Here is a 21,362-nt window from a genome sequence, read left to right on the forward strand (position 1 = left end):
GCCTGCCTGTTTTTTCCAGGCTTCGAGCATGTCCATGTCCACAACCGGTTTTTGCGCCTCGCAACATCAAGCCAGCACGCTGTATTTGCCACCCGGCCCTTGGGCCACGGTGCTGGATTGCCTGTGCGAGCACTTTCCGGCGATCAGCCGTGAGCACTGGCTGGACCGCATCGCCCGCGGCCGCGTGCTGGACATCAACGGCACGCCCATCCGCCTGGACCTGGCCTATAAAGAGGGCCTGTGCATTTATTACTTTCGCGAAGTGCCGAATGAAAAAGTGATCCCGGTGCAGGAAACCATCCTGTACGCCGACGAACACCTGGTAGTGGCCGACAAGCCGCACTTCCTGCCGGTGACGCCCGCCGGTGAGTACGTCGAGCAAACCCTGCTGCGCCGTCTGATCCGTCGCCTGGATAACCCCTCGCTGGTGCCTTTGCACCGCATCGACCGGCACACCGCGGGGCTGGTGTTGTTCTCGGCCAACCCGCAGAGCCGTTCGGCGTATCAACAGCTGTTTCCCACGCGGCGCATCGACAAATTCTACGAAGCCATCGCCCCCGCTTTGCCGAACCTGACGTTCCCGTTGGTGCACAAAAGCCGCCTGGTGGAGGGCGAGCCGTTCTTCCGCATGCAGGAAGGGCCGGGTGCCAGTAACACTGAAACTGCCGTGGAGGTGCGCGAAAAAAATGGCGAGTTGTGGCGCTACGGCCTGTTCCCCGTGACCGGCAAGAAGCACCAGCTGCGTGTGCACATGACAGCGCTGGGGGCGAGTATCTGCAATGACCCGTTCTACCCCGAGGTGCTCAAAGACGCCGAAGACGACTACGCCAAGCCACTTAAGCTACTGGCCCAAGGCGTGCGGTTTATCGACCCGGTCACCGGCGAGCAACGCGACTTTCGCAGCCAAATCACCCTCGGCTGGTAACCCCCGGAAACGACAAGGCCCGCGCGAGGCGGGCCTTGGGGCAAACGCTTAAGACTTACAGGTCTTTAACGGTGCGAACCTGGTCTTTGTTGATGCGGGTCTGCTTACCGTCAAGTTGTTCGAACTCATAGAAGCCCGAAGCCTTGTCGTATTTAGGGGTGTCGACGGCCTGGATTTCGCGACCGTCATTCAGGGTGATCACTGTAGGCGAGGCGCAACCGGCGAGAGTAGCGAGGCCCAGTGCAAGCATGAGAGCGGCGATGGTCCGTTGAGTCATGAGTTTGTCTCCGAGAGAATTCTTTTAAATTGCTGACCGTGTGACGCGCGCGGCGTCGACAAAGTTCCTTGTGCGAGGTTCATTCTGACACGCCGGAGCCTGGGTGCAACAGCTCAGGTGTATTCAGGTTGGCCAGGCGTGGGTCATTCGCGGCGCATTCCAGGCCCACGCCACCCAGTTGCAGGAGGATCTTGCGCGGGCTGCGTTCACCGGCGTCCCAGGCCCGTTCTACCTCGGTTTGCAGGTGGGTGGGGATGATGCAGATCAATGGTTCCCAGAACTCGCCATGGCGCACCATCACCGGCAGCTTGGGATGGTGGCGCGCAGTCTCACGCAGGTCGGTCAGCAGTCTCACATCAATGTTGGGCACGTCACACGGCAGTATCAGCAGATGCGCATGACGCGCGGCGGCCATCCCGGCGCGGATGCCGGCCAGCGGGCCGGGGAAGTCCGGGCTGTCGTCACTCACCAACTGGTCGGCATAAGGCGCATAGAGGTTGTGGTTGCGGTTGCAGGAGATGATCAGGTCATCCGTCAGCGGCCGGGCCAGGCCCTGCAAGTGCGCAATCAATGGCTGGCCGCGCCAGGGCAGCAGGCCTTTGTCCTGGCCGCCCATGCGTTGGCCACGGCCACCGGCCAGCAACAGAATCGAACAGGGCAGGGGCGAAGAATCGAGAGACATGGCGGTTCCGCAGCGGCAGGCAAATAGGGCCCTGTGATATAACATCGGGCTGTTCCTTCGACAACCGGACCGAGCCATGAAAGCCAAGGCTGATGCGCCCTTCGTACCCCTGAATATTGCTGTGCTGACCGTCAGCGACACCCGCACCCTGGACACCGACACCTCGGGCCAGGTCTTTGTCGACCGCCTGAGCGCCGCCGGCCACAACCTGGCCGAGCGCGTGCTGCTCAAGGACGACCTCTACAAAATTCGCGCGAAAGTTGCGCACTGGATCGCCGAAGACGTGGTGCAAGTGGTGCTGATCACTGGCGGCACCGGCTTCACCGGCCGCGACAGCACGCCCGAAGCGGTGAGCTGCCTGCTCGACAAGCACGTCGATGGTTTTGGCGAACTGTTCCGCCAGATCTCCGTGGCCGACATCGGCACCTCCACCGTGCAATCGCGCGCGCTCGCCGGCTTGGCCAATGGCACGCTGGTGTGCTGCCTGCCGGGCTCGACCAACGCGGTGCGCACCGGCTGGGACGGCATCCTCGCCGAGCAACTGGATAACCGCCACCGCCCGTGCAACTTCGTGCCCCACTTGAAGCAGGCTGAACCCTGCGAAACCCGTGGATAAGCCCGGCAAAACCGGCGCGCTGATGCCGGTGGAAGACGCGCTGCGCCAACTGCTGGACATGGCCGAAGCGGCGCCGATCCGTGAGCCCCACGTGCTGCCGCTGGCTGACTGCGATGGCCGCGTATTGGCGCAAGACCTGATCTCCACCCTTGACCTGCCGCCGTGGCCGAACAGCGCCATGGACGGTTACGCCCTGCGACTTGCGGACTGGACAGGCGAGCCCTTGCAAGTCAGCCAACGGATCTTCGCCGGTCAGGCGCCGCAGCCGTTGGCGGCTGGCACCTGTGCGCGCATCTTCACCGGCGCACCAGTGCCCGAAGGCGCGGATTGCGTAGAGATGCAGGAAAACGCCGTGGTCCACGCCGACGAACGCGTGAGCTTTACCGAGCCGTTGCAGGCGCACCAGAACATCCGCCCACAAGGCCAGGAAACCACCGTTGGCGAGCGGGTGTTGAACGCCGGCACGCGCCTTGGCCCAATCGAACTGGGCCTGGCCGCGTCCCTCGGCCACGACCGCCTGAGCGTGGTTCGCCGCGTGCGCGTGGCCGTGCTGTCCACCGGCGACGAGTTGATCGAACCGGGTTTGCCGCTGGGCCCGGGACAGATCTACAACAGCAACCGCCGCGTGCTGTGCAGCTGGCTGGCGCGCATGGGTTGTGAAGTGATTGATGCCGGGATCCTGCCGGATGACCTGGAAAAAACTCGCAAACGCCTGGCAGACCTGGGCAATGTCGACCTGATTCTGTCGACCGGCGGTGTGTCGGTGGGCGAAGCGGACTTCCTCGGCATCGCCCTGCGTGAAGAGGGCGAGCTGGCCCTGTGGAAGCTGGCGATCAAACCCGGCAAACCGCTGACCTTCGGCCATTTCCGCGGCGTGCCGGTGATCGGCCTGCCCGGCAACCCGGCCTCGACCCTGGTGACCTTTGCGTTGTTGGCGCGGCCCTATCTGCTGCGCCGCCAAGGGGTGCAAGAGGTTGAGCCGCTGCGTTTTGAAGTGCCGGTGGGGTTCACCTGGCCCAAGCCGGGCAACCGTCGCGAATACCTGCGCGGGCGTATCGAGCAGGGCAAGGCGATCATCTACCGCAACCAAAGCTCCGGCGTGCTGCGCAGCGCGGCGTGGGCGGAAGGGTTTGTGGAGGTGCTGGAAGGGACGACGTTGGCTATTGGGGATCGGGTCAATTTCATTCCCCTGAGTGAAGTCCTGGACTGACCATAGAGAACCACTGTGGGAGCTGGCTTGCCTGCGATAGCGGTCTACCTGTTCCAGATAAGCAAGCTGACACACCGCTATCGCAGGCAAGCCAGCTCCCACATGTGTATGCGTGAATGTCTGAGATGCTCAGTAATCATCCCCACGCTCAGTCACATCGCGCTCCACCGGCTCGGCATTCGGGTCGTAGCCCACCGGAAACTTGCCCTTCAGCGTCCACGCAAACGCAATAATCTCCGCCACCGTGCGGTACAACTCTTCGGGGATGCTGTCGCCCAGTTCCATGCGCGCCAGCAGCTTCACCAGCTCGGCGTTCTCATAGATCGGCACTTCATTTTCCCGCGCCAACTTCAAAATGGCTTCAGCCAGGGCGTCGTCGCCCTTGGCCGTCAAGGTCGGGGCTTGCTGGCCGTCATACTTGAGCGCAATCGCCTGGCGCGGTGGAGACGGGTTTTTCATGCGGTTTCATCCACCCAGCGTTGTTCCAGTCCGGTTCTCGGCCCGCGAGGCGGCGTGCCGAGGTGGCAATCGAGGTCGCCAACGTTGAGGCCCGAGGTCACCAGGCGCTCGCGCAAGCTGCCCAAATGGCTTTCGATCAAACTCGCGGTATAGGGCCGGGTCGCCCACAGCTGGCTGGACAGTTTGCCCTGTGTCAGTTGCGCCTGAACCTGCAGCGGCCCCAGCGGCTCCATGTCGAACGCCAGCTCGACGCGCCAGAGCATCTGTTTCGGGTCTTTCTTGTCTTTGCGCTCCGGCTGGTCCTTGTCCGGCGCCGGCTCTTCGCGCTGGAACTTGACCTGCAACGGCACAATGTCCTGCAAGGTGCGCATGGGGATTTCCAGCTGCCAGGTGGTTTGCAGGCGGCCGTCGGCGGTGGTGCCGGTTTGCTCCAGGCTCGACAGCTGGTGGCTCTGCAGGCGCGAAATCGCCCCGGCAGCCAGGCGTAGCAGGTTTTCCAGGTCGCCTTCGCCTTCCAGTTTCGCCATCAGCCGCTCGGGCAACGGGAAGCCGGCGGGTGTCTGGCGGGCGCTGACCTGGCCCAGTGTGTTCAACGGGCTGCGCACAAAATTCGGCAGCACCTGGGCGAGGGTGTTGGCAGCGAGAATCGCGTTGAGGTTGGTGGCGCTGGGCAGGGCCGGCAGCAAGTCTGCGACCAGCCGCAGCAGCGCGCCTTTCATGTCCAGCGGCGGTATTTGCGGGTTTTGCCCGGCGAGTAGCTTGGCTTCAAGGAACGCGCCGCTGTTCTGAACCAGTTGCGCCAACACCTTGGGGTTGCTGACTTGTGCCAGGTCGGGCAGCGCCGCCAGCAAACGCGCGGCAGCGGCACGCAGGTCGGTGGAAGTGCTGTCGTCCGTCGGCAGGTTTTGCGCGGCGGTGAAGACCACGTCCAACGAGCCTTGGCGACTTTGCTGGGTGGAGAGCTGTTGCGCGACCGCCAATTGATCCTTGAGGCCGCTCAATGGCACGAAATTCAGTGTCTGCGCGTTCTGCACCACTGCGCTGAGCAAGCTGCCGACCCGCAGCGGCTGTGGGCTTTCCAGCGTCAGCGTGGTGCCGGCAAGGGCGTTATTCAGCACGGTCACCAGCGAGCGATAAATGGCCGGTTGCGTGGTGCCTTGCGGCAGCATCTGCGTGGTCAGCACCTTGGCTTGCAACAGCGTGCCCACCGGCATTTGCGTGGTATCGATGCGGGTGAGGGCAGCCACGTTGGCGCTCAAGGCTTGCTGCAAGGAAATGGTCAGGTTGCCGGTGGGCGTCTGGCTCACCGCCACGTTGCTGCCCAGCGGCAACGGCTGGGCGCTGCTGGCTTGCACCAAGGTCTGGCGGCCGCCTTCGAGGGTCAACTTGAGCAACAACTGAAACGCATCGCCGCCTTGTTTAAGCGCGATCACCTCGGCATTGACGGTTTTCCCAGGGTCGATCAGGCCGGTCTGCGGCTCCAGCAGCTTGAGCAGCTCACCGGTCGGCGGCAGCGGGGCAGGGCTGGGCGCCGGGGCGGCAGGCGGCAGCGTGGGAAGGTTGATCTCACCGGTCATCGTGCGCGTCGTCTCTGGGGAAATTGCCCTCTTTAGAGTAGGGCATCACATGTATAATGCCGCCCGTCTGCAAAGAGAGCGGTAAAAACCTCACAACTATTTGATCCAGCTCTCTAAAATCGGTCGCCAAAGCCGTTATTGTGCTTTTCTCTATAACGGCTGCTGCACCGCCGACTTGAACCGTAAAGGCCCGCGATCTTTTGACCAGCCCTCTTCTTGAAGCCGTAGCGCTCTCCTGTGAACGCGACCTGCGCCTGCTGTTCGAGCACCTCGACCTGCGGCTGACGGGCGGCGACATGGTGCAGGTCAGCGGCCCCAACGGCAGCGGCAAGACCAGCCTGCTGCGCCTGCTGGCCGGGTTGATGCAGCCGACGGCCGGTGAGGTGCAACTCAACGGCAAACCCCTGACCGAGCAACGCAGCGAGCTGGCCCGCAACCTGACCTGGATCGGCCACGCTGCCGGCATCAAGGATGTGCTCACGCCGGAAGAAAACCTCAGTTGGCTCAGCGCCCTGCATCACCCGGCTTCCCGCGACGCCATCTGGCAGGCCCTGGCCGCTGTCGGCCTCAAGGGTTTCGAAGACGTGCCGTGCCACACCCTGTCGGCCGGCCAACAGCGCCGCGTGGCCCTGGCGCGTTTGTATTTGCCTGGGCCGCCGCTGTGGATTCTCGACGAGCCGTTCACCGCCCTCGACAAACAAGGCGTTGCCCAGCTCGAAGAGCACCTGGCCCAACACTGCGAGCAGGGCGGGCTGATCGTGCTCACCACGCACCACACACTGACGCGCATGCCCGCCGGTTACCGCGACCTCGACCTGGGCCGGTGGTCGGTATGAGTGTGTTCGCCCTGCTGGTCGCCCGCGAAGCGCGGCTGTTGTGCCGCCGCCCGGCTGAATTGGCCAACCCGCTGGTGTTCTTCGCCATTGTCATCGCCCTGTTCCCGCTGGCGGTCGGCCCCGAGACTAAACTGTTGCAAACCTTGTCCCCAGGACTGGTGTGGGTAGCAGCGCTTTTATCGGTGCTGCTCTCGCTGGACGGGCTGTTTCGCAGTGATTTCGAAGACGGTTCCCTTGAACAGTGGGTCCTTTCGTCGCACCCTTTGCCACTTCTGGTACTGGCCAAGGTGCTGGCACACTGGGTTTTTTCCGGCTTGGCGCTAGTCTTGCTCTCGCCGCTGTTGGCGATGATGCTGGGCTTGCCCGTCGAGTGCCTGCCGGTATTGCTTCTGTCCTTGTTACTCGGTACGCCGGTGCTCAGCCTGTTGGGGGCGGTGGGCGCAGCGTTGACCGTCGGTTTAAAGCGCGGTGGCCTGTTACTGGCCCTGCTGATTCTGCCTTTGTATATCCCGGTGTTGATCCTCGGCAGCGGCGCCTTGCAGGCCGCGCTTATGGGCATGCCGGCGACCGGTTACCTCCTGTGGCTTGGCAGCCTGACCGCCCTGGCGGTAACCCTGACACCCTTTGCTATAGCGGCTGGCCTGAAGATCAGCGTCGGCGAATAATGAGGTCTGGTTAAGCGTTATTAACCAGTAAAGACCCTGAGTTTCTCGCCAAGACGAGAAACCACCGTGATGGAAACAGCAATGAACTGGACCTGGTTTCACAAGCTCGGCTCGCCCAAATGGTTTTACGGCATCAGCGCCAGGCTGCTGCCGTGGTTGAGTGTCGCCGCCGTGTTGCTGATCGGCATCGGCCTGGTCTGGGGCCTGGCCTTCGCGCCGCCGGACTATCAGCAAGGCAACAGCTTTCGCATCATCTATATCCACGTTCCCGCCGCGATGCTGGCGCAGTCCTGCTACGTGATGCTGGCAGTGTGCGGCGTCGTCGGCCTGGTGTGGAAGATGAAACTGGCCGACGTCGCCCTGCAATGCGCCGCGCCCATCGGTGCGTGGATGACCGCCGTGGCGCTGGTCACCGGGGCGATCTGGGGCAAACCGACCTGGGGTTCGTGGTGGGTGTGGGACGCGCGTCTTACCTCGATGCTGATCCTGCTGTTCCTGTACTTCGGCCTGATTGCGCTGGGCAACGCCATCAGCAACCGCGACAGCGCCGCCAAGGCCTGCGCGGTGCTGGCCATCGTCGGCGTGATCAACATCCCGATCATCAAATACTCGGTGGAGTGGTGGAACACCCTGCACCAGGGCGCCACCTTCACCCTCACCGAAAAACCGGCCATGCCCGTGGAAATGTGGGCGCCGCTGCTGCTGATGGTGCTGGGGTTCTACTGCTTCTTCGGCGCTGTGCTGCTGATGCGCATGCGTCTGGAAGTGCTCAAACGCGAAGCCCGCACCAGCTGGGTCAAGGCCGAAGTGAAAAACAGCCTGGGAGCGCGTGGATGAGCTTTAACTCTTTCAGCGAATTTCTCGCCATGGGCCATCACGGCCTGTATGTCTGGACCGCCTATGGCATCTGCCTGGCGGTACTGGCCCTCAACGTCGCCGCGCCGATCCTGGCCCGCAAGCGTTACCTGCAACAAGAGGCGCGTCGTTTGCGCCGGGAGACCGACAAGTGAATCCGCTGCGTAGAAAGCGTCTGTTAATCATCCTGGCCATCCTGGCCGGCGTCGGCATCGCGGTGACCCTGGCCCTGAGCGCCTTGCAGCAGAACATCAACCTGTTCTACACCCCGACCCAGATCGCAAATGGCGAAGCGCCGGTGGACACGCGCATTCGCGCCGGCGGCATGGTCGAGAAGGGCTCGCTGAAACGTTCCGGTGATTCCCTGGACGTCACCTTTGTGGTCACCGACTTCAACAAGGCCGTGACCATCACTTATCGCGGCATCCTCCCGGACCTGTTCCGCGAAGGCCAGGGCATCGTCGCCCTGGGCAAGCTGAATGCGGACGGCGTAGTGGTCGCCGACGAAGTGCTGGCCAAGCACGATGAGAAATACATGCCGCCCGAGGTCACCAAGGCCCTCAAAGACAGCGGCCAATCGGCCCCTGGCTCAAATACACAGCCTGCCAAGGAGGGCTAAGCCATGACGTCCGCACTGTTTATTCCGGAGCTGGGCCAGTTGGCGATGATCCTCGCCCTGTGCTTTGCCGTCGTCCAGGCCGTGGTGCCGTTGCTCGGCGCCTGGCGCGGTGACCGCCTGTGGATGAGCCTGGCCCAGCCGGCCGCCTGGGGCCAGTTTGCCTTTCTGCTGTTCGCGTTTGGCTGCCTGACCTACGCCTTTATGACCGACGACTTTTCCGTCGCCTATGTCGCCAACAACTCCAACAGCGCCTTGCCGTGGTACTACAAGTTCAGCGCCGTGTGGGGCGCCCACGAAGGTTCGTTGCTGCTGTGGGCCTTGATCCTCGGCGGCTGGACCTTCGCTGTGTCGGTGTTCTCGCGCCAACTGCCGCAAGTCATGCTGGCGCGGGTGCTGGCGGTGATGGGCATGATCAGCATTGGCTTCCTGTTGTTCCTGATCATGACCTCCAACCCGTTCAGCCGCATCCTGCCGCAGATCCCGGTGGACGGCCATGACCTCAACCCGTTGCTGCAAGACATCGGCCTGATCGTGCACCCGCCGATGCTCTACATGGGTTACGTGGGGTTCTCGGTGGCCTTCGCCTTCGCCATCGCTGCCTTGCTCGGCGGTCGCCTCGATGCGGCCTGGGCGCGCTGGTCGCGGCCATGGACCATCGTCGCCTGGGCCTTCCTCGGGATCGGCATCACCTTGGGCTCGTGGTGGGCCTACTACGAACTCGGCTGGGGCGGCTGGTGGTTCTGGGACCCGGTGGAAAACGCCTCGTTCATGCCCTGGCTGGTCGGCACCGCGCTGATTCACTCGCTGGCCGTGACTGAAAAACGCGGCGTGTTCAAAAGCTGGACTGTGCTGCTGGCGATTGCCGCGTTTTCCCTCAGCCTGCTCGGCACCTTCCTTGTGCGTTCGGGTGTGCTGACGTCGGTACACGCGTTCGCGTCCGACCCTGCGCGCGGCGTGTTCATCCTGATCTTCCTGCTGTTTGTGGTCGGCGGCTCGCTCACCCTGTTCGCCCTGCGTGCGCCGGTGGTCAAGAGCCAGGTCGGCTTCAACCTGTGGTCGCGGGAAACCCTGTTGCTGGGCAATAACCTGGTGCTGGTGGTGGCCGCGTCGATGATCCTGCTCGGCACCTTGTACCCGCTGGTGCTGGACGCGCTGAGCGGCGCCAAGCTGTCGGTCGGCCCGCCGTACTTCAACGCGTTGTTTATCCCGCTGATGGGTTTGTTGATGGTGGTGATGGCCGTCGGCGTGCTGGTGCGCTGGAAAGACACCCCGGTGAAATGGCTGGCCGGCATGTTGATGCCAGTGCTGCTCGGCAGTGTGGCCTTGGCGGTGATCGCAGGCGTTGCCTACGGCGACTTCAACTGGGCCGTGCTCGCGACCTTCCTGCTCGCCGCCTGGGTGTTGCTGGCCGGCGTACGCGACATCTTCGACAAAACCCGCCACAAAGGCCTGATCAAAGGCTTGCCGACGCTGACCCGCAGCTACTGGGGCATGCAGGTCGCGCATATCGGCATCGCCGTGTGCGCCCTCGGCGTGGTGCTGTCCAGCCAGAACAGCGCCGAGCGCGACCTGCGCCTGGCGCCGGGCGAGTCCATGGACCTGGCCGGTTACCACTTCATCTTCGAGGGCGCCAAGCACTTCGAAGGCCCGAACTTCACCTCAGACAAAGGCACCGTGCGTGTGGTGCGCAACGGCAAGGAAGTGGCGGTGCTGCACCCGGAAAAACGCCTGTACACCGTGCAGAGTTCAATGATGACCGAAGCCGGTATCGACGCTGGTTTCACCCGCGACCTCTATGTGGCGCTGGGTGAACCGCTGGGCGACGGTGCCTGGGCGGTGCGGGTGCATGTGAAACCGTTCGTGCGCTGGATTTGGTTCGGCGGTTTGCTCACCGGTTTCGGTGGTTTGCTGGCCGCGCTGGACCGGCGTTATCGGGTCAAAGTAAAAAGCCGCGTGCGTGAAGCTCTCGGCCTGCAAGGAGCGGCGGCATGAAGCGTTGGTTGATGGTGTTACCACTGGCGGCCTTTCTGGTGGTGGCGGTGTTTCTGTATCGCGGCTTGTATCTGGACCCGGCCGAGCTGCCGTCGGCGATGATCGGCAAACAGTTCCCGGCCTTCAGCCTGCCGACGGTGCAGGGCGACAAAACCCTGACCCAGGCTGATCTGCTGGGCAAACCGGCGCTGGTCAACGTGTGGGGCACCTGGTGCATCTCGTGCCGCGTCGAACACCCGGTGCTGAACAAACTGGCCGAGAAGGGCGTGGTGATCTACGGCATCAACTACAAGGACGACAATGCGGCGGCCTTGAAATGGCTGGCGGAATTCCATAACCCGTACCAGCTGGATATCCGCGACGAAGACGGCAACCTCGGTTTGAACCTTGGCGTGTACGGCGCCCCGGAAACCTTTTTCATCGATGCCAAGGGCGTGATCCGCGACAAGTACGTCGGCGTGATCGACGAAGTGGTGTGGCGCGAGCAACTCGCCGCCAAGTACCAGGCGCTGGTCGATGAGGCCAAGCCATGAAGCGTCTGTTAGCCGCTGCGGTTCTCGCACTCGGGTTGGTCGGCGTCGCGCATGCGGCCATCGACACCTACGAGTTCGCCAAGGACAGTGACCGCGAGCGTTTTCGCGAACTGACCAAGGAACTGCGCTGCCCCAAGTGCCAGAACCAGGACATCGCCGACTCCAACGCGCCGATTGCCGCCGACTTGCGCAAAGAGATCTTCCGCATGCTGGGGGAGGGCAAGGACAACCAGCAGATCATCGACTTCATGGTCGACCGCTACGGTGATTTCGTGCGTTACAAACCGGCCCTCACCGGCAAGACCGCGCTGCTCTGGTTCGGCCCTGCCGGGCTGTTGCTGGCCGGTGTGGTGGTGATGGCCGTGATCGTCCGCCGTCGCCGCGCCGCGCCTACTGATGGCTCCGACGCGTTATCCCCTGAAGAGCGCAAACGCCTCGACCAATTGCTGGACACCAAGACTGATGATTGATTTTTGGCTCGCAGCAGGGTTGCTGCTTCTGATTGCCCTGAGTTTCCTGTTGATCCCTGTGTTGCGCGGCCGCCGTGCCCAGCGTGAAGAGGATCGCACCGCGCTGAACGTGGCGCTTTACCAAGAACGCGTGGCCGAGCTGCAAGTGCAGCAGGACGAAGGCGTGCTCAACGCCGCGCAACTCGACACCGGCCGCGCCGAAGCTGCCCGCGAACTGCTGGCCGATACCGAAGGCGTGGAAAAACCCCGCGAATCGCGCCTCGGCAAACCGCTGCCGTTTCTGGCGGCTTTTCTCGTGCCGGTCCTGGGTGTTGCGCTGTACCTGCATTACGGCGCCAGCGACAAGGTCGAACTGACCCGCGAATTCTCCCAGCCGCCCGTGTCCATGCAAGATATGACCCAGCGCCTGGAGCGCGCCGCCGCCGCCCAACCGGATTCGCCGGAAGGCTTGTACTTCCTCGGCCGCGCCTACATGGCCCAGGACCGTTCGGCCGATGCTGCGAAAGTCTTCGAACGCACCGTGGCCCTGGCCGGCCGCCAGCCGGAACTGCTCGGCCAATGGGCGCAGGCGCAGTACTTTGCCGACAATAAACAGTGGTCACCCAAAGTGCAGGCGTTGACCGATGAAGCCTTGAAGCTGGACCCGAAGGAAGTCACCAGCCTCGGCCTGCTGGGTATCGCCGCCTTCGAAGGCCAGCGTTATCAGGAAGCCATCGATTACTGGAACCGCCTGTTGGCGCAACTGCCAGCGCAAGACAATTCCCGGGTCGCGCTGCAAGGCGGGATTGACCGCGCGGCCGAAAAGCTCAAGGAAAACGGCGGCACCGTGGCGCCAAAGACCGTGATGAACGTGCGTGTGGACCTGTCTGCCGAGGTGAAAGCCAAAGCCTTGCCCACCGACAGCGTGTTCATCTTCGCCCGCGCCGTCTCCGGCCCGCCTGCGCCGCTGGCGGCCAAGCGCGTGACCGTCGCCGAACTGCCTGTCACCGTCGAACTGGGCGATGCGGACGCGATGATGCCGCAGTTGAAACTGTCCAACTTCCCCGAAGTCCAACTGGTTGCGCGCATATCCCGGGCCGGTCAGCCGACCACTGGCGAGTGGATCGGCCGCAGCCAACCGCTGGCCAGCTCCACCACTGCGTTGCAGCAGCTGACCATCGACAGTCCGGACAAGTAATTTCGAGGAAACGCCTATGACCGCATTTGCACGTATCACCTTGCTCAGCCTGGTATTGGGGCTCAGCGCTTGTGCGGTCCACCGCCCCCCTCAACCTACCGGCCCGACCATCCCGCCGTCCGGCCCGTCGACCCAGCCGAGCACCAAGCCTACCGGCCCGGTCACCCCGCCGCCAAAACCGCTGCCAAGCTCATCGCCTACGTTCGCCCCACCACCGGGCGCCGCCAGCCACTGGGACGGCAAAATGCAGGTGTATGTGCTCGAAGAACAGCCCGACACCTTCTACCGCCAGCGCACTTACTACCGCTGGAGCAACGGCTGGAGCCGCTCGATCAGCCCGAACGGCCCGTGGGAAGAAACCGACGTGCACGGCGTGCCGCCGGGGTTGAGCAAGCAGTACGCGCAATGACAAAAGGCGACCATCGGGTCGCCTTTTTCATAACCTTGAAATACATCCCTTCAAAACATGGGTCTTAAATGTGAGAGCCGTTTGCCTGCAATAGCAGTCAGTTAGAAAAAAAGACTTTTCTACCCTTTACTATGTGCGCACGCCGTTTGAGGTGTTTTCAGCGTTCGGCTCGCGACGAAGATTGCCAGCACCGCCAAACTGAAGGTGGCCCAAGCCATCAAGCTAGTCCCCCCTTCAAATGCGCGTGTCGCACTGCGCATCAATTCATCGGCTTGATCCTCCGACAATGTCGCCGATACCGCGTACGCTCCCGCCAATGTTTCGCCGGCTAACTGTGTTTGCAGCGATGTCAGGAAGTCCGGTAGCTGTAATGTGCCGCGGTAGTACGCGGTGACAATTCCACCGAGCAGCGTGGTGCCAAGTACAACGCCCACTTCATAGGCTGTCTCACTGATGGCGGATGCAGCTCCGGCTTTATTGGGCGGGGCAGCCGATAGAATCACATCGTTAGATACAGTGGCGATGGCACCGACGCCGATGTTCAGCAACGCAAATGCCAGCACCAACACCGTCAGACTACTCCCGAAGCTGGCTACCATGAAAAATGCCCCGGCCGTAAAGGCCAGCAAGACCGGAATTAGAACATTGACCGAAACTCGCTGGGCGACTGGGACTATCAGGATACCTACGACAATCGCCATGATCTGACCCGGTATTAATACCAGGCTGGCGCTAAGGGGGGACATGCGCAGGACGATTTGCAGGAGTTGAGTGGAGAAAAATACAAAGCCGATCAGAAATGCCAGGCTCATCAGGTTGATGGTCACAGACCCGCTGAAGGTCTTGTTGCGAAACAGGCTCAGGTCCATCAATGGCGTCGGTAGGTTTAGTTGTCGGTGCACGAATTTCCAGCCAACAACGATAGCAATACAGAAGGCCGCCAATGCCAATGCATCGGGCCCATCACTGGCGATGTGCTTGATGCTATACACCAGCGCGCTGAGGGCTACCATGGACTGTACAGTACTGAGCACGTCTATCGGCCCAGACGCATCGGGCTCCGACTCAGGTAACAGCAATGGTCCGAGAATCAATAATGGCACCAGCACCGGTATTGCCAGCAGAAAGATCGATCCCCATCTGAAGAACTCCAGCAATAGTCCGCCGACTAAAGGCCCAAGCGCAGAACCGACTGTCAAGGTCGTTGCCCAGATAGCCACGGCTAGCCGCCGTTCCTCTCGATCATTAAAGAGTGAGCGAATCAGCGCCAATGTTGAAGGCATCAGCATAGCCCCGAAGATCCCCATGCAGGCGCGCCCTGCGATCAGTTGCGCGGCAGTGCTGGAATAGGCCGTCATTACGGAAACGACGGTAAACCCCAGTGAACCGATGAGCAGTAGTTTTCGATGACCTTTACGGTCACCCAAACTACCCATGGTAATCAGCAATCCGGCCAGCACTAATGAATAGGCATCAATCATCCATAGTTGCTGACTCGCGCTGGGATGCAAGGCCTCAGCGATTTTTGGCAGGGCGAAACCCAATACGGTGTTATCCACTGTCACCAGTAAGACCGGCAGCATCAAAATAGCTAGAGCCCACCACCGCTTGGACCGGGGTTGCTGTTTTACATCGTCAGCCGTCAATGGCATCACCGGCTCCTTATCAATAAAGTTCATGATCCCTATCAAGCTGTCGGCTAAGGGATGAAAGTCGTTCTTGTAGAAGAACGTGCTGAACTTTTTATAGTCTGTAAGAGGGTGCGGCCATCGAGTATTTGTTTCATGTTGTATCGTATTTACAAATGCACATTTCCATAAGGAAAGCCCTGGGCACGCTGTATGAAATTTGTCTCGGAAGAGCCGTAGGAAGTAGCCGAGGTGCAAGGCTTACCTTCTATCGTCGAGCAAGCAACATGCGCAATAAAAAAGGCGATCTTCGGGTCGCCTTTTTATTGTCTTGAATTACCCCTCATCCTCTGTAGGACAAATGTGGGAACAGGCAAGCCCGCTCCCACATTTCGATCTTCATTCGGCCTGAGATTTACGCCAGTTCTTGAGCTTGGCGTGGCGCGCCGAGCCAATGAATCACCCCAGCCAACACCCCCAGCACAACCCCAAACTCCACAATCCCCACCCACCCAAACCTGGCCATCAACCACCCACTCACCGTCGCCCCCACCGCTCCACCCACAAACGTCGCGGTCATATACAAACTATTGATGCGCCCCTGCGCCTTCGGGTCCACCGCAAACGCCCGCGTCTGGTTCGCCACCAACCCCGCCTGCACGCCGATATCCAACACGATCACGCCAATCACCAGCAAGATCAGCGAGGTCTGCGCCCCAGCCAACAGCAGAAATGCCAAGGTCACAATCCCCACGCTGGCTCCAATCACCTTGCGACAACCCACCTTATCCGCCGCCCGGCCGCCATACGACGCTGCAAACGCACCCACCGCGCCAATAATCCCAAACCCACCGGCCCAGGCACTGCCCAACTGCCACGGCCCATTGGCCAGCAACCCCGCCAGATTCACCCAGAACGCGTTAAAGCACGCCCACAACAATGCCTGCACCATCATCGATTGCCGAATCGGGCTGTTATCGCGCATCAAAGGCCACAGCGAAGCCAGCAGGCGAGGATAGGACAGGTTGCTGCTCGGCACGCCCGGCGGCAGCAGTTTGGCCGCGATAAACCACACCGGCAGCATGAACGCCGCCTCCAGTGCATACACCGCGCGCCAGCCATACGCCTCACCGACCACACCGCTGATGGTGCGCCCGAGCAAGATCCCCAGCATGATCCCGCTGACCACCGTGCCCACATTGCGCCCGCGCTCGTGGGGCGGCGACATCACCGCCGCAAACGGCACCAGTTGCTGCGGCACGCAACACACGATGCCCAAGCCAAACGAGGCGCCGATCAACGCCCAGATACTCGGCGCAAACGCTGCCGCCAAGGCAAAACACAACGCCAGGGCGATCTGCCCCAGCACCAGCTTGCGCCGGTCAAAGCGGTCGCCCATCGGCAGCAACAGCGCCAAGCCGGTGGCAAACCCCAGCAAGGCCGCGCCCGCCACCAAGTTGACCGTCGAGACGGCCACGTCCAGGTCCGAGGCAATCAGCGGCAGCACCGGCTGCGTGCAATAGATATTGGTGACCACCGCCCCGGCGATCACCGCCATCATGATGTTCTTGCCTCGCGGCGGGGAATTTTCGGATGTCATGGCGTTTACCTCATGTCGCAGGGGGAAGAGTCGCCAACCTTACGCAGTCGCGTTTATGTCGATAATCCCCTAGGATCGGGAATCATCCTTCCAGAATTTGATAGGGCGTTATGAACCGTCTTGAGTCGATGTCGGTGTTTGTTGCGGTGGTCGAGGCGGGCAGCCTGTCGGCGGCGGCGCGCCAGTTGGGCATGCCGTTGGCCACGGTCAGCCGCAAAGTCGCGGAGCTGGAAGCCCACCTGAAATCCCGCCTGCTGCACCGCACCACGCGGCAACTGTCGCTGACCGACGTGGGCGCGTCCTATCTGGCGGCGTGTCGGCGCATTCTTGAAGAGATTGGCGAAGCGGAGCGGGCGGCCACCGGCGAGTACGCCGTGCCCAAAGGTGAGCTGGTAGTGACCGCGCCCATCGTGTTCGGGCGCCTGCACATCGTGCCGGTCGTGGCGGAGTTTCTGGCGCAGTACCCCGAGATCAGCATCAACCTGATGCTCACCGACCGCGTGGTGCATCTGATGGAAGAGCAGTGCGACGTGGCCGTGCGTATCGGTGACCTGCCCGACAGTGCGCTCAAGGCGGTGCAGGTCGGCACGGTGCGGCGGGTGGTGTGCGCCAGTCCCCGGTATTTGCAAACCCATGGCGAGCCGGCCACGCCGCAGGCGCTGACGGACCACAGTTGCATCACCTTTGAAGTGCTTTCCTCGGTGGGCGCCTGGTTGTTTGGGGCGGGGAAAGCGCAACAGAGCGTGTCAGTGCAGTCGCGGCTGTCGGTGAACACGGCGGAAGCGGCAATCACGGCGGCGACATTGGATGTTGGCGTGATTCGGGTGCTGTCCTATCAAGTCGCGGATGCGGTGCACAAGGGTGAATTGCAGGTGGTGCTGCAGCCGTTCGAGTCGGCCGCATTGCCCATCAGCCTAGTGCACAAAGGGCAGGCGCCACTGCCGCTGAAAGTGCGCGCCTTCCTGGATTTCGTCACGCCACGGCTGCGTGCCCGCGACGCAAACATCCCTTGATGCACACGGAGCAAATGTGGGAGCTGGCTTGCCTGCGATAGCAGTGTGTCAGCCATACATCTGCCAACTGACCCACCGCCATCGCAGGCAAGCCAGCTCCCACAGGGATCACCGCGGTATCAAGCTACGGGGCACTCGCGATTCAGTGCTTGATCCACCAACAACTGCGCAATCTCAAGCATCTGCACCACCGCCAGTACCTGCTTGCGGCTTGAGCCATCCAAGTGCTCCGCACAGTCGTAGGCGCACACGGTCGCCGATTCCAGCATCTCGCTGGCATTGCTCAAGGCAACTTCGGTGCTGAGGCCGGGGCGGACGGAGAAGATGAGGTTGGGTGGGGTTTGTGGGGTGTCATCCGAGGTGGATGGCGGGGGATTGGGTGTGACTTTTTTCATGGTGTTACTCCTGGAGTTAAAGGAGTCGCCACGATCACTTCCACATGATTGGGTGGCGACTGTACGCAGGTGTGGAAGACCGGACTCCAGGACCCCGGCGCACCCGAAGGTGCCCCGCGCACAGCCGCCATAACACTTTATAGCGGGCATGAAAAAAGCGCCCGCTAGAGGCTATGGGCGCTTATACGCCTGGAGAGTTCGGGCTTCCACACCCGTTCGCTGATTTTGCAGCGACCCGTGAAGGTTAGCGGTGAGGTTGGTCGGACGCAACCCGAAATATGTGTAGGGCAGATCTTCACATACATTGGCCGGTCTCTATCACACGATGGAGGGAGGCGACCGTACACGGGGTGGTAGGCCGGTCATAGAAACCCGGCAGGCCGAAAAGCCTCCGATGCACAGCCGCCACAAAGCAGGTTGGAAAGGGTGAGCCATACGCAGGTCGGTCGACCGGGCAATGGGAAAACCGGCAGGGCTTGGCCCTCTCGCATATGGTTCAGTCCACATAATGCAGAGTGGTTAAATGACTGGTTGTAGGGAAAGTCTTGTTCAGCTTTCGTTATCACCAAGCCTTTCTATCAATGTAGTCAGCGCGCCCTTAAAGATCGGGTGCCATTCAGGGGTAAGTTCACTGCTCAATGGGTGCCAGAAAAATCGAAATTCATGGCCTCCATCATCTTCTGCAAAATGGGTCCAGGTATCCGCAAGCTCTACCGAAGCCTGGCATTGGTGAAAAGCCCAGGTATGTCCGGTGATTTCTGAATACCAGGTGCCCAAGCCCCGTATTACGCTGCCGGTTATTCCAGACTCTTCGCGCAGTTCTCGGATGGCGGCGGTTTCTGTGGTTTCGCCTGGCTCTACGCTGCCCTTGACCAGTTGGAAACCGGCGAGGGGGTGTTCGAAGGCCAGGATTTCCAAAGTCTGTTTTTTTCGCAGTACGACGGGGCAAGCCTTGGCGATGACCATTGAGGTTTGTCTTCCATGTTTTTGGGACAATTTATGTGGGCGTGAAGCAATAGATCGTTCCCACGCTCCGCGTGGTAATGCATCCCGTGACGCTCTGCGTCATCCCTGCGCAGGGTTCGGGACGCAGAGCGTCCCAGGCGGCATTCCCACGCAGAGCGTGGGAATGATCGGTCAACACTGAATACCTTAAGGCAAGCCAATCCCCTATGGCGAGCAGGCTTGCCCTGCGTTGGGCTGCGAAGCGGCCCTAAAACCTGAGGACGCGTTCTGCCTGAATAAGCGCGGTGGTCTTATTGGGGCTGCTGCGCAGCCCAACGCAGGGCAAGCCTGCTCGCCACAACAAGATGCGGAGCGTGGGAACGATCATTGCGCTGGCTGTGCAACCTTTCACAAAACCTTCATCAAAGCGCCGCCCGCCAGTCATGTGCAAGTAATAGCACTGACACCTGGCGCGCCTACTGTCGTTTGAACTCAACCGCAGCCCTGTTGTGGCTGTTCAAACCAGACAGAGAAGCCCATGACTCACGCTATCCATGTCGATCACTTGAACAAGACCTTTGCGAAGAAATCCGCATTGGTCGACCTCGAACTCACCATTGCATCCGGTGAGATGGTCGCGCTGATTGGCGCTTCCGGTTCCGGCAAGTCCACGTTGTTGCGCCATTTGGCAGGCCTGGCGTGTTGCGACAAGAGCAACGGCGGCAGCGTCAAGGTGTTGGGCCGTGAGGTGCAGGCCAGTGGACGCTTGAATGGCAAGGTGCGGCGGTTGCGCGCGGACATCGGCTACATCTTCCAGCAGTTCAACCTGGTCAACCGCCTGAGTGTGATCGACAACGTATTGCTCGGCTGCCTGGGCCGCATGCCACGCTGGCGCGGCAACCTCGGCTTGTTCAATGCCGAAGAAAAGGCCTTTGCCATGGAATCCCTGGCCCGCGTCGGCCTGGCCGATCTCGCCGCGCAACGTGCGTCGACCTTGTCCGGCGGCCAGCAGCAACGCGTGGCGATTGCCCGCGCCTTGACCCAGCGCGCCGAGGTGATCCTCGCCGATGAGCCCATCGCCTCGCTGGACCCGGAGTCGGCGCGCAAGGTCATGGAGATCCTCGCCGACATCAACCGCCGCGACGGCAAGACCGTGGTGGTGACCCTGCATCAAGTCGACTACGCCATGCGTTATTGCCCCCGAGCCGTGGCGCTCAAAGGCGGGCGAATTCATTTCGACGGGCAGGGCAGCGCCATGAGCAGCCAGTTCCTCAACGATTTGTACGGTGCCGACGTCGACACCAGCCTGATGTTTTCCGACCAGACCCGCCACCCCGAAACTACCCCTCGGCTGGCCCTGGCGCGCGCTTGAAACCCTACTCACGACCCACAGGAATCCTTTCCATGTTGAACCGTATCGGCCACGTGTTTCTGTCTGCGGTGTTGCTGGCCGGCGTCGCCCTGGGCAATGCCCAGGCCGCCGACAAAGCCATCAACTTCGGCATCATGTCCACCGAGTCTTCGCAGAACCTCAAGAGCATCTGGCAGCCATTTCTGGATGACATGCACAAGAAGACCGGCCTGACCATCAACGCCACCTTCGCCTCCGACTACGCCGGCCTGATCCAGGGCATGCGCTTCAACAAGGTCGACGTGGCCTGGCTGGGCAACAAGGCGGCGATGGAAGCCGTGGACCGTTCCAACGGCGAGATCTTCGCCCAGACCGCCGCCGCCAACGGCGCCGCCGGTTACTGGAGCGTGCTGATCGTGCGCAAGGACAGCCCGATCAACAACGTCGACGACATGCTCAAGAACGCCAAGAACCTGACCTTCGGCAACGGTGACCCGAACTCCACTTCCGGCTACCTGGTGCCGGGCTACTACGTGTTCGCCAAGAACCACGTGGATGCCGCCACCGCGTTCAAACGCACGCTGAACTCCAGCCATGAAGTTAACGCCTTGAGCGTGGCCAAGGGGCAGTTGGACGTGGCCACCTTCAACACCGAAAGCTGGGATCGCCTGGAAGTCACCCAGCCGGACAAGGCCGCCATGCTCAAGGTGATCTGGAAGTCGCCGCTGATCCCGGCTGACCCGATGGTCTGGAGCAAAGCGCTGAGCGACAGCGAGAAGACCAAGATCCGCGATTTCTTCGCCCACTACGGTGACACCGACGAAGAGAAGGCGGTGCTGAAGAACATGCAGTTGGGCAAGTTCCTCGCTTCGAATGACGACCAACTGCTGCCGATCCGCCAGCTGGAGCTGTTCAAGCAGCGCACCACCATCAGTTCGGATGACCACCTCGAAGCGGCTGACAAAGCCAAGAAGCTCGCCGACATCGACGCCGACCTGGCCAAGCTGCAACAGCGCATCTCTGAGCTGGACAAAAAGACCGCAGCCAACGGCTAACCCCCTGTGGAAACCGGATTCATGTGGGAGCGGGCTTGCCCGCGATTGCGGTGTATCAGGCAACACATTTGTA

Annotated in this window: 24 protein-coding genes; 16 read left to right on the forward strand and 8 right to left on the reverse strand. The window is 61.6% G+C overall.

The window, feature by feature from the left end:
• Positions 1-34: 34 nt before the first annotated feature.
• On the forward strand, positions 35-925 hold the full coding sequence (locus L8I05_RS11865) for a pseudouridine synthase (protein WP_242169361.1): 891 nt from the start codon (positions 35-37) through the stop codon (positions 923-925).
• A 55-nt stretch (positions 926-980) separates the two neighbouring features.
• Here L8I05_RS11865 and L8I05_RS11870 read toward each other — a convergent pair whose 3' ends face one another.
• Both L8I05_RS11870 and mobA read right to left on the reverse strand, forming a co-directional pair.
• Positions 981-1,202, reverse strand: a complete 222-nt coding sequence (locus tag L8I05_RS11870; RefSeq protein WP_017136187.1) for a YgdI/YgdR family lipoprotein — start codon at positions 1,200-1,202, stop codon at positions 981-983.
• A 79-nt stretch (positions 1,203-1,281) separates the two neighbouring features.
• On the reverse strand, positions 1,282-1,884 hold the full coding sequence (gene mobA, locus L8I05_RS11875) for a molybdenum cofactor guanylyltransferase MobA (protein ID WP_242169095.1): 603 nt from the start codon (positions 1,882-1,884) through the stop codon (positions 1,282-1,284).
• A 76-nt stretch (positions 1,885-1,960) separates the two neighbouring features.
• On the opposite strand from mobA, the gene moaB reads away from it, so the two are divergent.
• Together moaB and glp are read left to right on the forward strand one after the other, a co-directional pair.
• Positions 1,961-2,500 carry a molybdenum cofactor biosynthesis protein B gene (gene moaB, locus L8I05_RS11880; protein WP_159955047.1) on the forward strand — a complete coding sequence of 180 codons (540 nt, stop codon included), beginning with the start codon at positions 1,961-1,963 and terminating at the stop codon, positions 2,498-2,500.
• Between the two features lie 22 nt (positions 2,501-2,522).
• Complete coding sequence (gene glp / locus L8I05_RS11885) at positions 2,523-3,710, forward strand: gephyrin-like molybdotransferase Glp (protein WP_242169363.1); 1,188 nt, start codon at positions 2,523-2,525, stop codon at positions 3,708-3,710.
• A gap of 129 nt (positions 3,711-3,839) precedes the next feature.
• Here glp and L8I05_RS11890 read toward each other — a convergent pair whose 3' ends face one another.
• Both L8I05_RS11890 and L8I05_RS11895 read right to left on the reverse strand, forming a co-directional pair.
• Positions 3,840-4,169, reverse strand: a complete 330-nt coding sequence (locus L8I05_RS11890) for an EscU/YscU/HrcU family type III secretion system export apparatus switch protein (protein WP_177015982.1) — start codon at positions 4,167-4,169, stop codon at positions 3,840-3,842.
• Positions 4,166-5,746 carry a flagellar hook-length control protein FliK gene (locus L8I05_RS11895; RefSeq protein WP_159955049.1) on the reverse strand — a complete coding sequence of 527 codons (1,581 nt, stop codon included), beginning with the start codon at positions 5,744-5,746 and terminating at the stop codon, positions 4,166-4,168. The genes L8I05_RS11890 and L8I05_RS11895 overlap by 4 nt, the downstream gene beginning before the upstream one ends.
• Positions 5,747-5,946: 200 nt before the next feature.
• On the opposite strand from L8I05_RS11895, the gene ccmA reads away from it, so the two are divergent.
• The 10 genes from ccmA (at position 5,947) to L8I05_RS11945 (ending at position 13,302) form a co-directional block, all read left to right on the forward strand.
• On the forward strand, positions 5,947-6,582 hold the full coding sequence (ccmA, locus tag L8I05_RS11900; RefSeq protein WP_242169097.1) for a cytochrome c biogenesis heme-transporting ATPase CcmA: 636 nt from the start codon (positions 5,947-5,949) through the stop codon (positions 6,580-6,582).
• A complete protein-coding gene (gene ccmB / locus L8I05_RS11905) occupies positions 6,579-7,247 on the forward strand; it encodes a heme exporter protein CcmB (RefSeq protein WP_014717701.1) in 669 nt (222 codons plus the stop codon). Before ccmA ends, ccmB begins: the two co-directional genes overlap by 4 nt.
• Before the next feature lie 81 nt (positions 7,248-7,328).
• Positions 7,329-8,084, forward strand: coding sequence for a heme ABC transporter permease (locus L8I05_RS11910; protein ID WP_242169098.1), 756 nt, complete (start codon positions 7,329-7,331; stop codon positions 8,082-8,084).
• Positions 8,081-8,257, forward strand: coding sequence for a heme exporter protein CcmD (ccmD, locus tag L8I05_RS11915; protein WP_159955052.1), 177 nt, complete (start codon positions 8,081-8,083; stop codon positions 8,255-8,257). The genes L8I05_RS11910 and ccmD overlap by 4 nt, the downstream gene beginning before the upstream one ends.
• Positions 8,254-8,721 carry a cytochrome c maturation protein CcmE gene (ccmE, locus tag L8I05_RS11920; RefSeq protein WP_242169100.1) on the forward strand — a complete coding sequence of 156 codons (468 nt, stop codon included), beginning with the start codon at positions 8,254-8,256 and terminating at the stop codon, positions 8,719-8,721. Before ccmD ends, ccmE begins: the two co-directional genes overlap by 4 nt.
• 3 nt (positions 8,722-8,724) lie before the next feature.
• Positions 8,725-10,713, forward strand: a complete 1,989-nt coding sequence (locus L8I05_RS11925; protein ID WP_242169102.1) for a heme lyase CcmF/NrfE family subunit — start codon at positions 8,725-8,727, stop codon at positions 10,711-10,713.
• Positions 10,710-11,246, forward strand: coding sequence for a DsbE family thiol:disulfide interchange protein (locus tag L8I05_RS11930; protein ID WP_016972113.1), 537 nt, complete (start codon positions 10,710-10,712; stop codon positions 11,244-11,246). The genes L8I05_RS11925 and L8I05_RS11930 overlap by 4 nt, the downstream gene beginning before the upstream one ends.
• Complete coding sequence (locus L8I05_RS11935; protein WP_159955055.1) at positions 11,243-11,716, forward strand: cytochrome c-type biogenesis protein; 474 nt, start codon at positions 11,243-11,245, stop codon at positions 11,714-11,716. The genes L8I05_RS11930 and L8I05_RS11935 overlap by 4 nt, the downstream gene beginning before the upstream one ends.
• Positions 11,709-12,893: a c-type cytochrome biogenesis protein CcmI gene (gene ccmI / locus L8I05_RS11940; protein WP_242169104.1), complete on the forward strand. Its 1,185-nt coding sequence runs from the start codon at positions 11,709-11,711 to the stop codon at positions 12,891-12,893. The genes L8I05_RS11935 and ccmI overlap by 8 nt, the downstream gene beginning before the upstream one ends.
• A gap of 16 nt (positions 12,894-12,909) precedes the next feature.
• Positions 12,910-13,302: a hypothetical protein gene (locus L8I05_RS11945; protein ID WP_242169106.1), complete on the forward strand. Its 393-nt coding sequence runs from the start codon at positions 12,910-12,912 to the stop codon at positions 13,300-13,302.
• A 119-nt stretch (positions 13,303-13,421) separates the two neighbouring features.
• On the opposite strand, the gene L8I05_RS11950 is transcribed toward L8I05_RS11945, so the two are convergent.
• Together L8I05_RS11950 and L8I05_RS11955 are read right to left on the reverse strand one after the other, a co-directional pair.
• A complete protein-coding gene (locus L8I05_RS11950; RefSeq protein ID WP_242169108.1) occupies positions 13,422-14,981 on the reverse strand; it encodes an MFS transporter in 1,560 nt (519 codons plus the stop codon).
• Between the two features lie 364 nt (positions 14,982-15,345).
• A complete protein-coding gene (locus L8I05_RS11955) occupies positions 15,346-16,530 on the reverse strand; it encodes an MFS transporter (RefSeq protein WP_242169110.1) in 1,185 nt (394 codons plus the stop codon).
• A 110-nt stretch (positions 16,531-16,640) separates the two neighbouring features.
• Between L8I05_RS11955 and L8I05_RS11960 the strand changes: the two genes are divergently transcribed.
• Positions 16,641-17,543: a LysR family transcriptional regulator gene (locus tag L8I05_RS11960; RefSeq protein WP_242169112.1), complete on the forward strand. Its 903-nt coding sequence runs from the start codon at positions 16,641-16,643 to the stop codon at positions 17,541-17,543.
• 119 nt (positions 17,544-17,662) lie between these two features.
• Here L8I05_RS11960 and L8I05_RS11965 read toward each other — a convergent pair whose 3' ends face one another.
• Together L8I05_RS11965 and L8I05_RS11970 are read right to left on the reverse strand one after the other, a co-directional pair.
• Positions 17,663-17,938: a DUF6124 family protein gene (locus L8I05_RS11965; RefSeq protein ID WP_242169114.1), complete on the reverse strand. Its 276-nt coding sequence runs from the start codon at positions 17,936-17,938 to the stop codon at positions 17,663-17,665.
• Between the two features lie 549 nt (positions 17,939-18,487).
• Positions 18,488-18,904: an NUDIX domain-containing protein gene (locus tag L8I05_RS11970; protein ID WP_242169116.1), complete on the reverse strand. Its 417-nt coding sequence runs from the start codon at positions 18,902-18,904 to the stop codon at positions 18,488-18,490.
• A gap of 517 nt (positions 18,905-19,421) precedes the next feature.
• Between L8I05_RS11970 and phnC the strand changes: the two genes are divergently transcribed.
• Entirely contained in the window at positions 19,422-20,255 is an 834-nt protein-coding gene (gene phnC / locus L8I05_RS11975; RefSeq protein WP_242169118.1) for a phosphonate ABC transporter ATP-binding protein, read from the forward strand.
• Between the two features lie 32 nt (positions 20,256-20,287).
• Positions 20,288-21,289 (forward strand): phosphonate ABC transporter substrate-binding protein, encoded by a 1,002-nt coding sequence (gene phnD / locus L8I05_RS11980; protein WP_242169120.1) that lies wholly within the window; start codon positions 20,288-20,290, stop codon positions 21,287-21,289.
• The last annotated feature ends 73 nt before the right edge of the window (positions 21,290-21,362 follow it).

Source organism: Pseudomonas sp. MONT-RG-20F-20-E-7-02, assembly GCF_022662395.1.
Taxonomy (GTDB): domain Bacteria; phylum Pseudomonadota; class Gammaproteobacteria; order Pseudomonadales; family Pseudomonadaceae; genus Aquipseudomonas.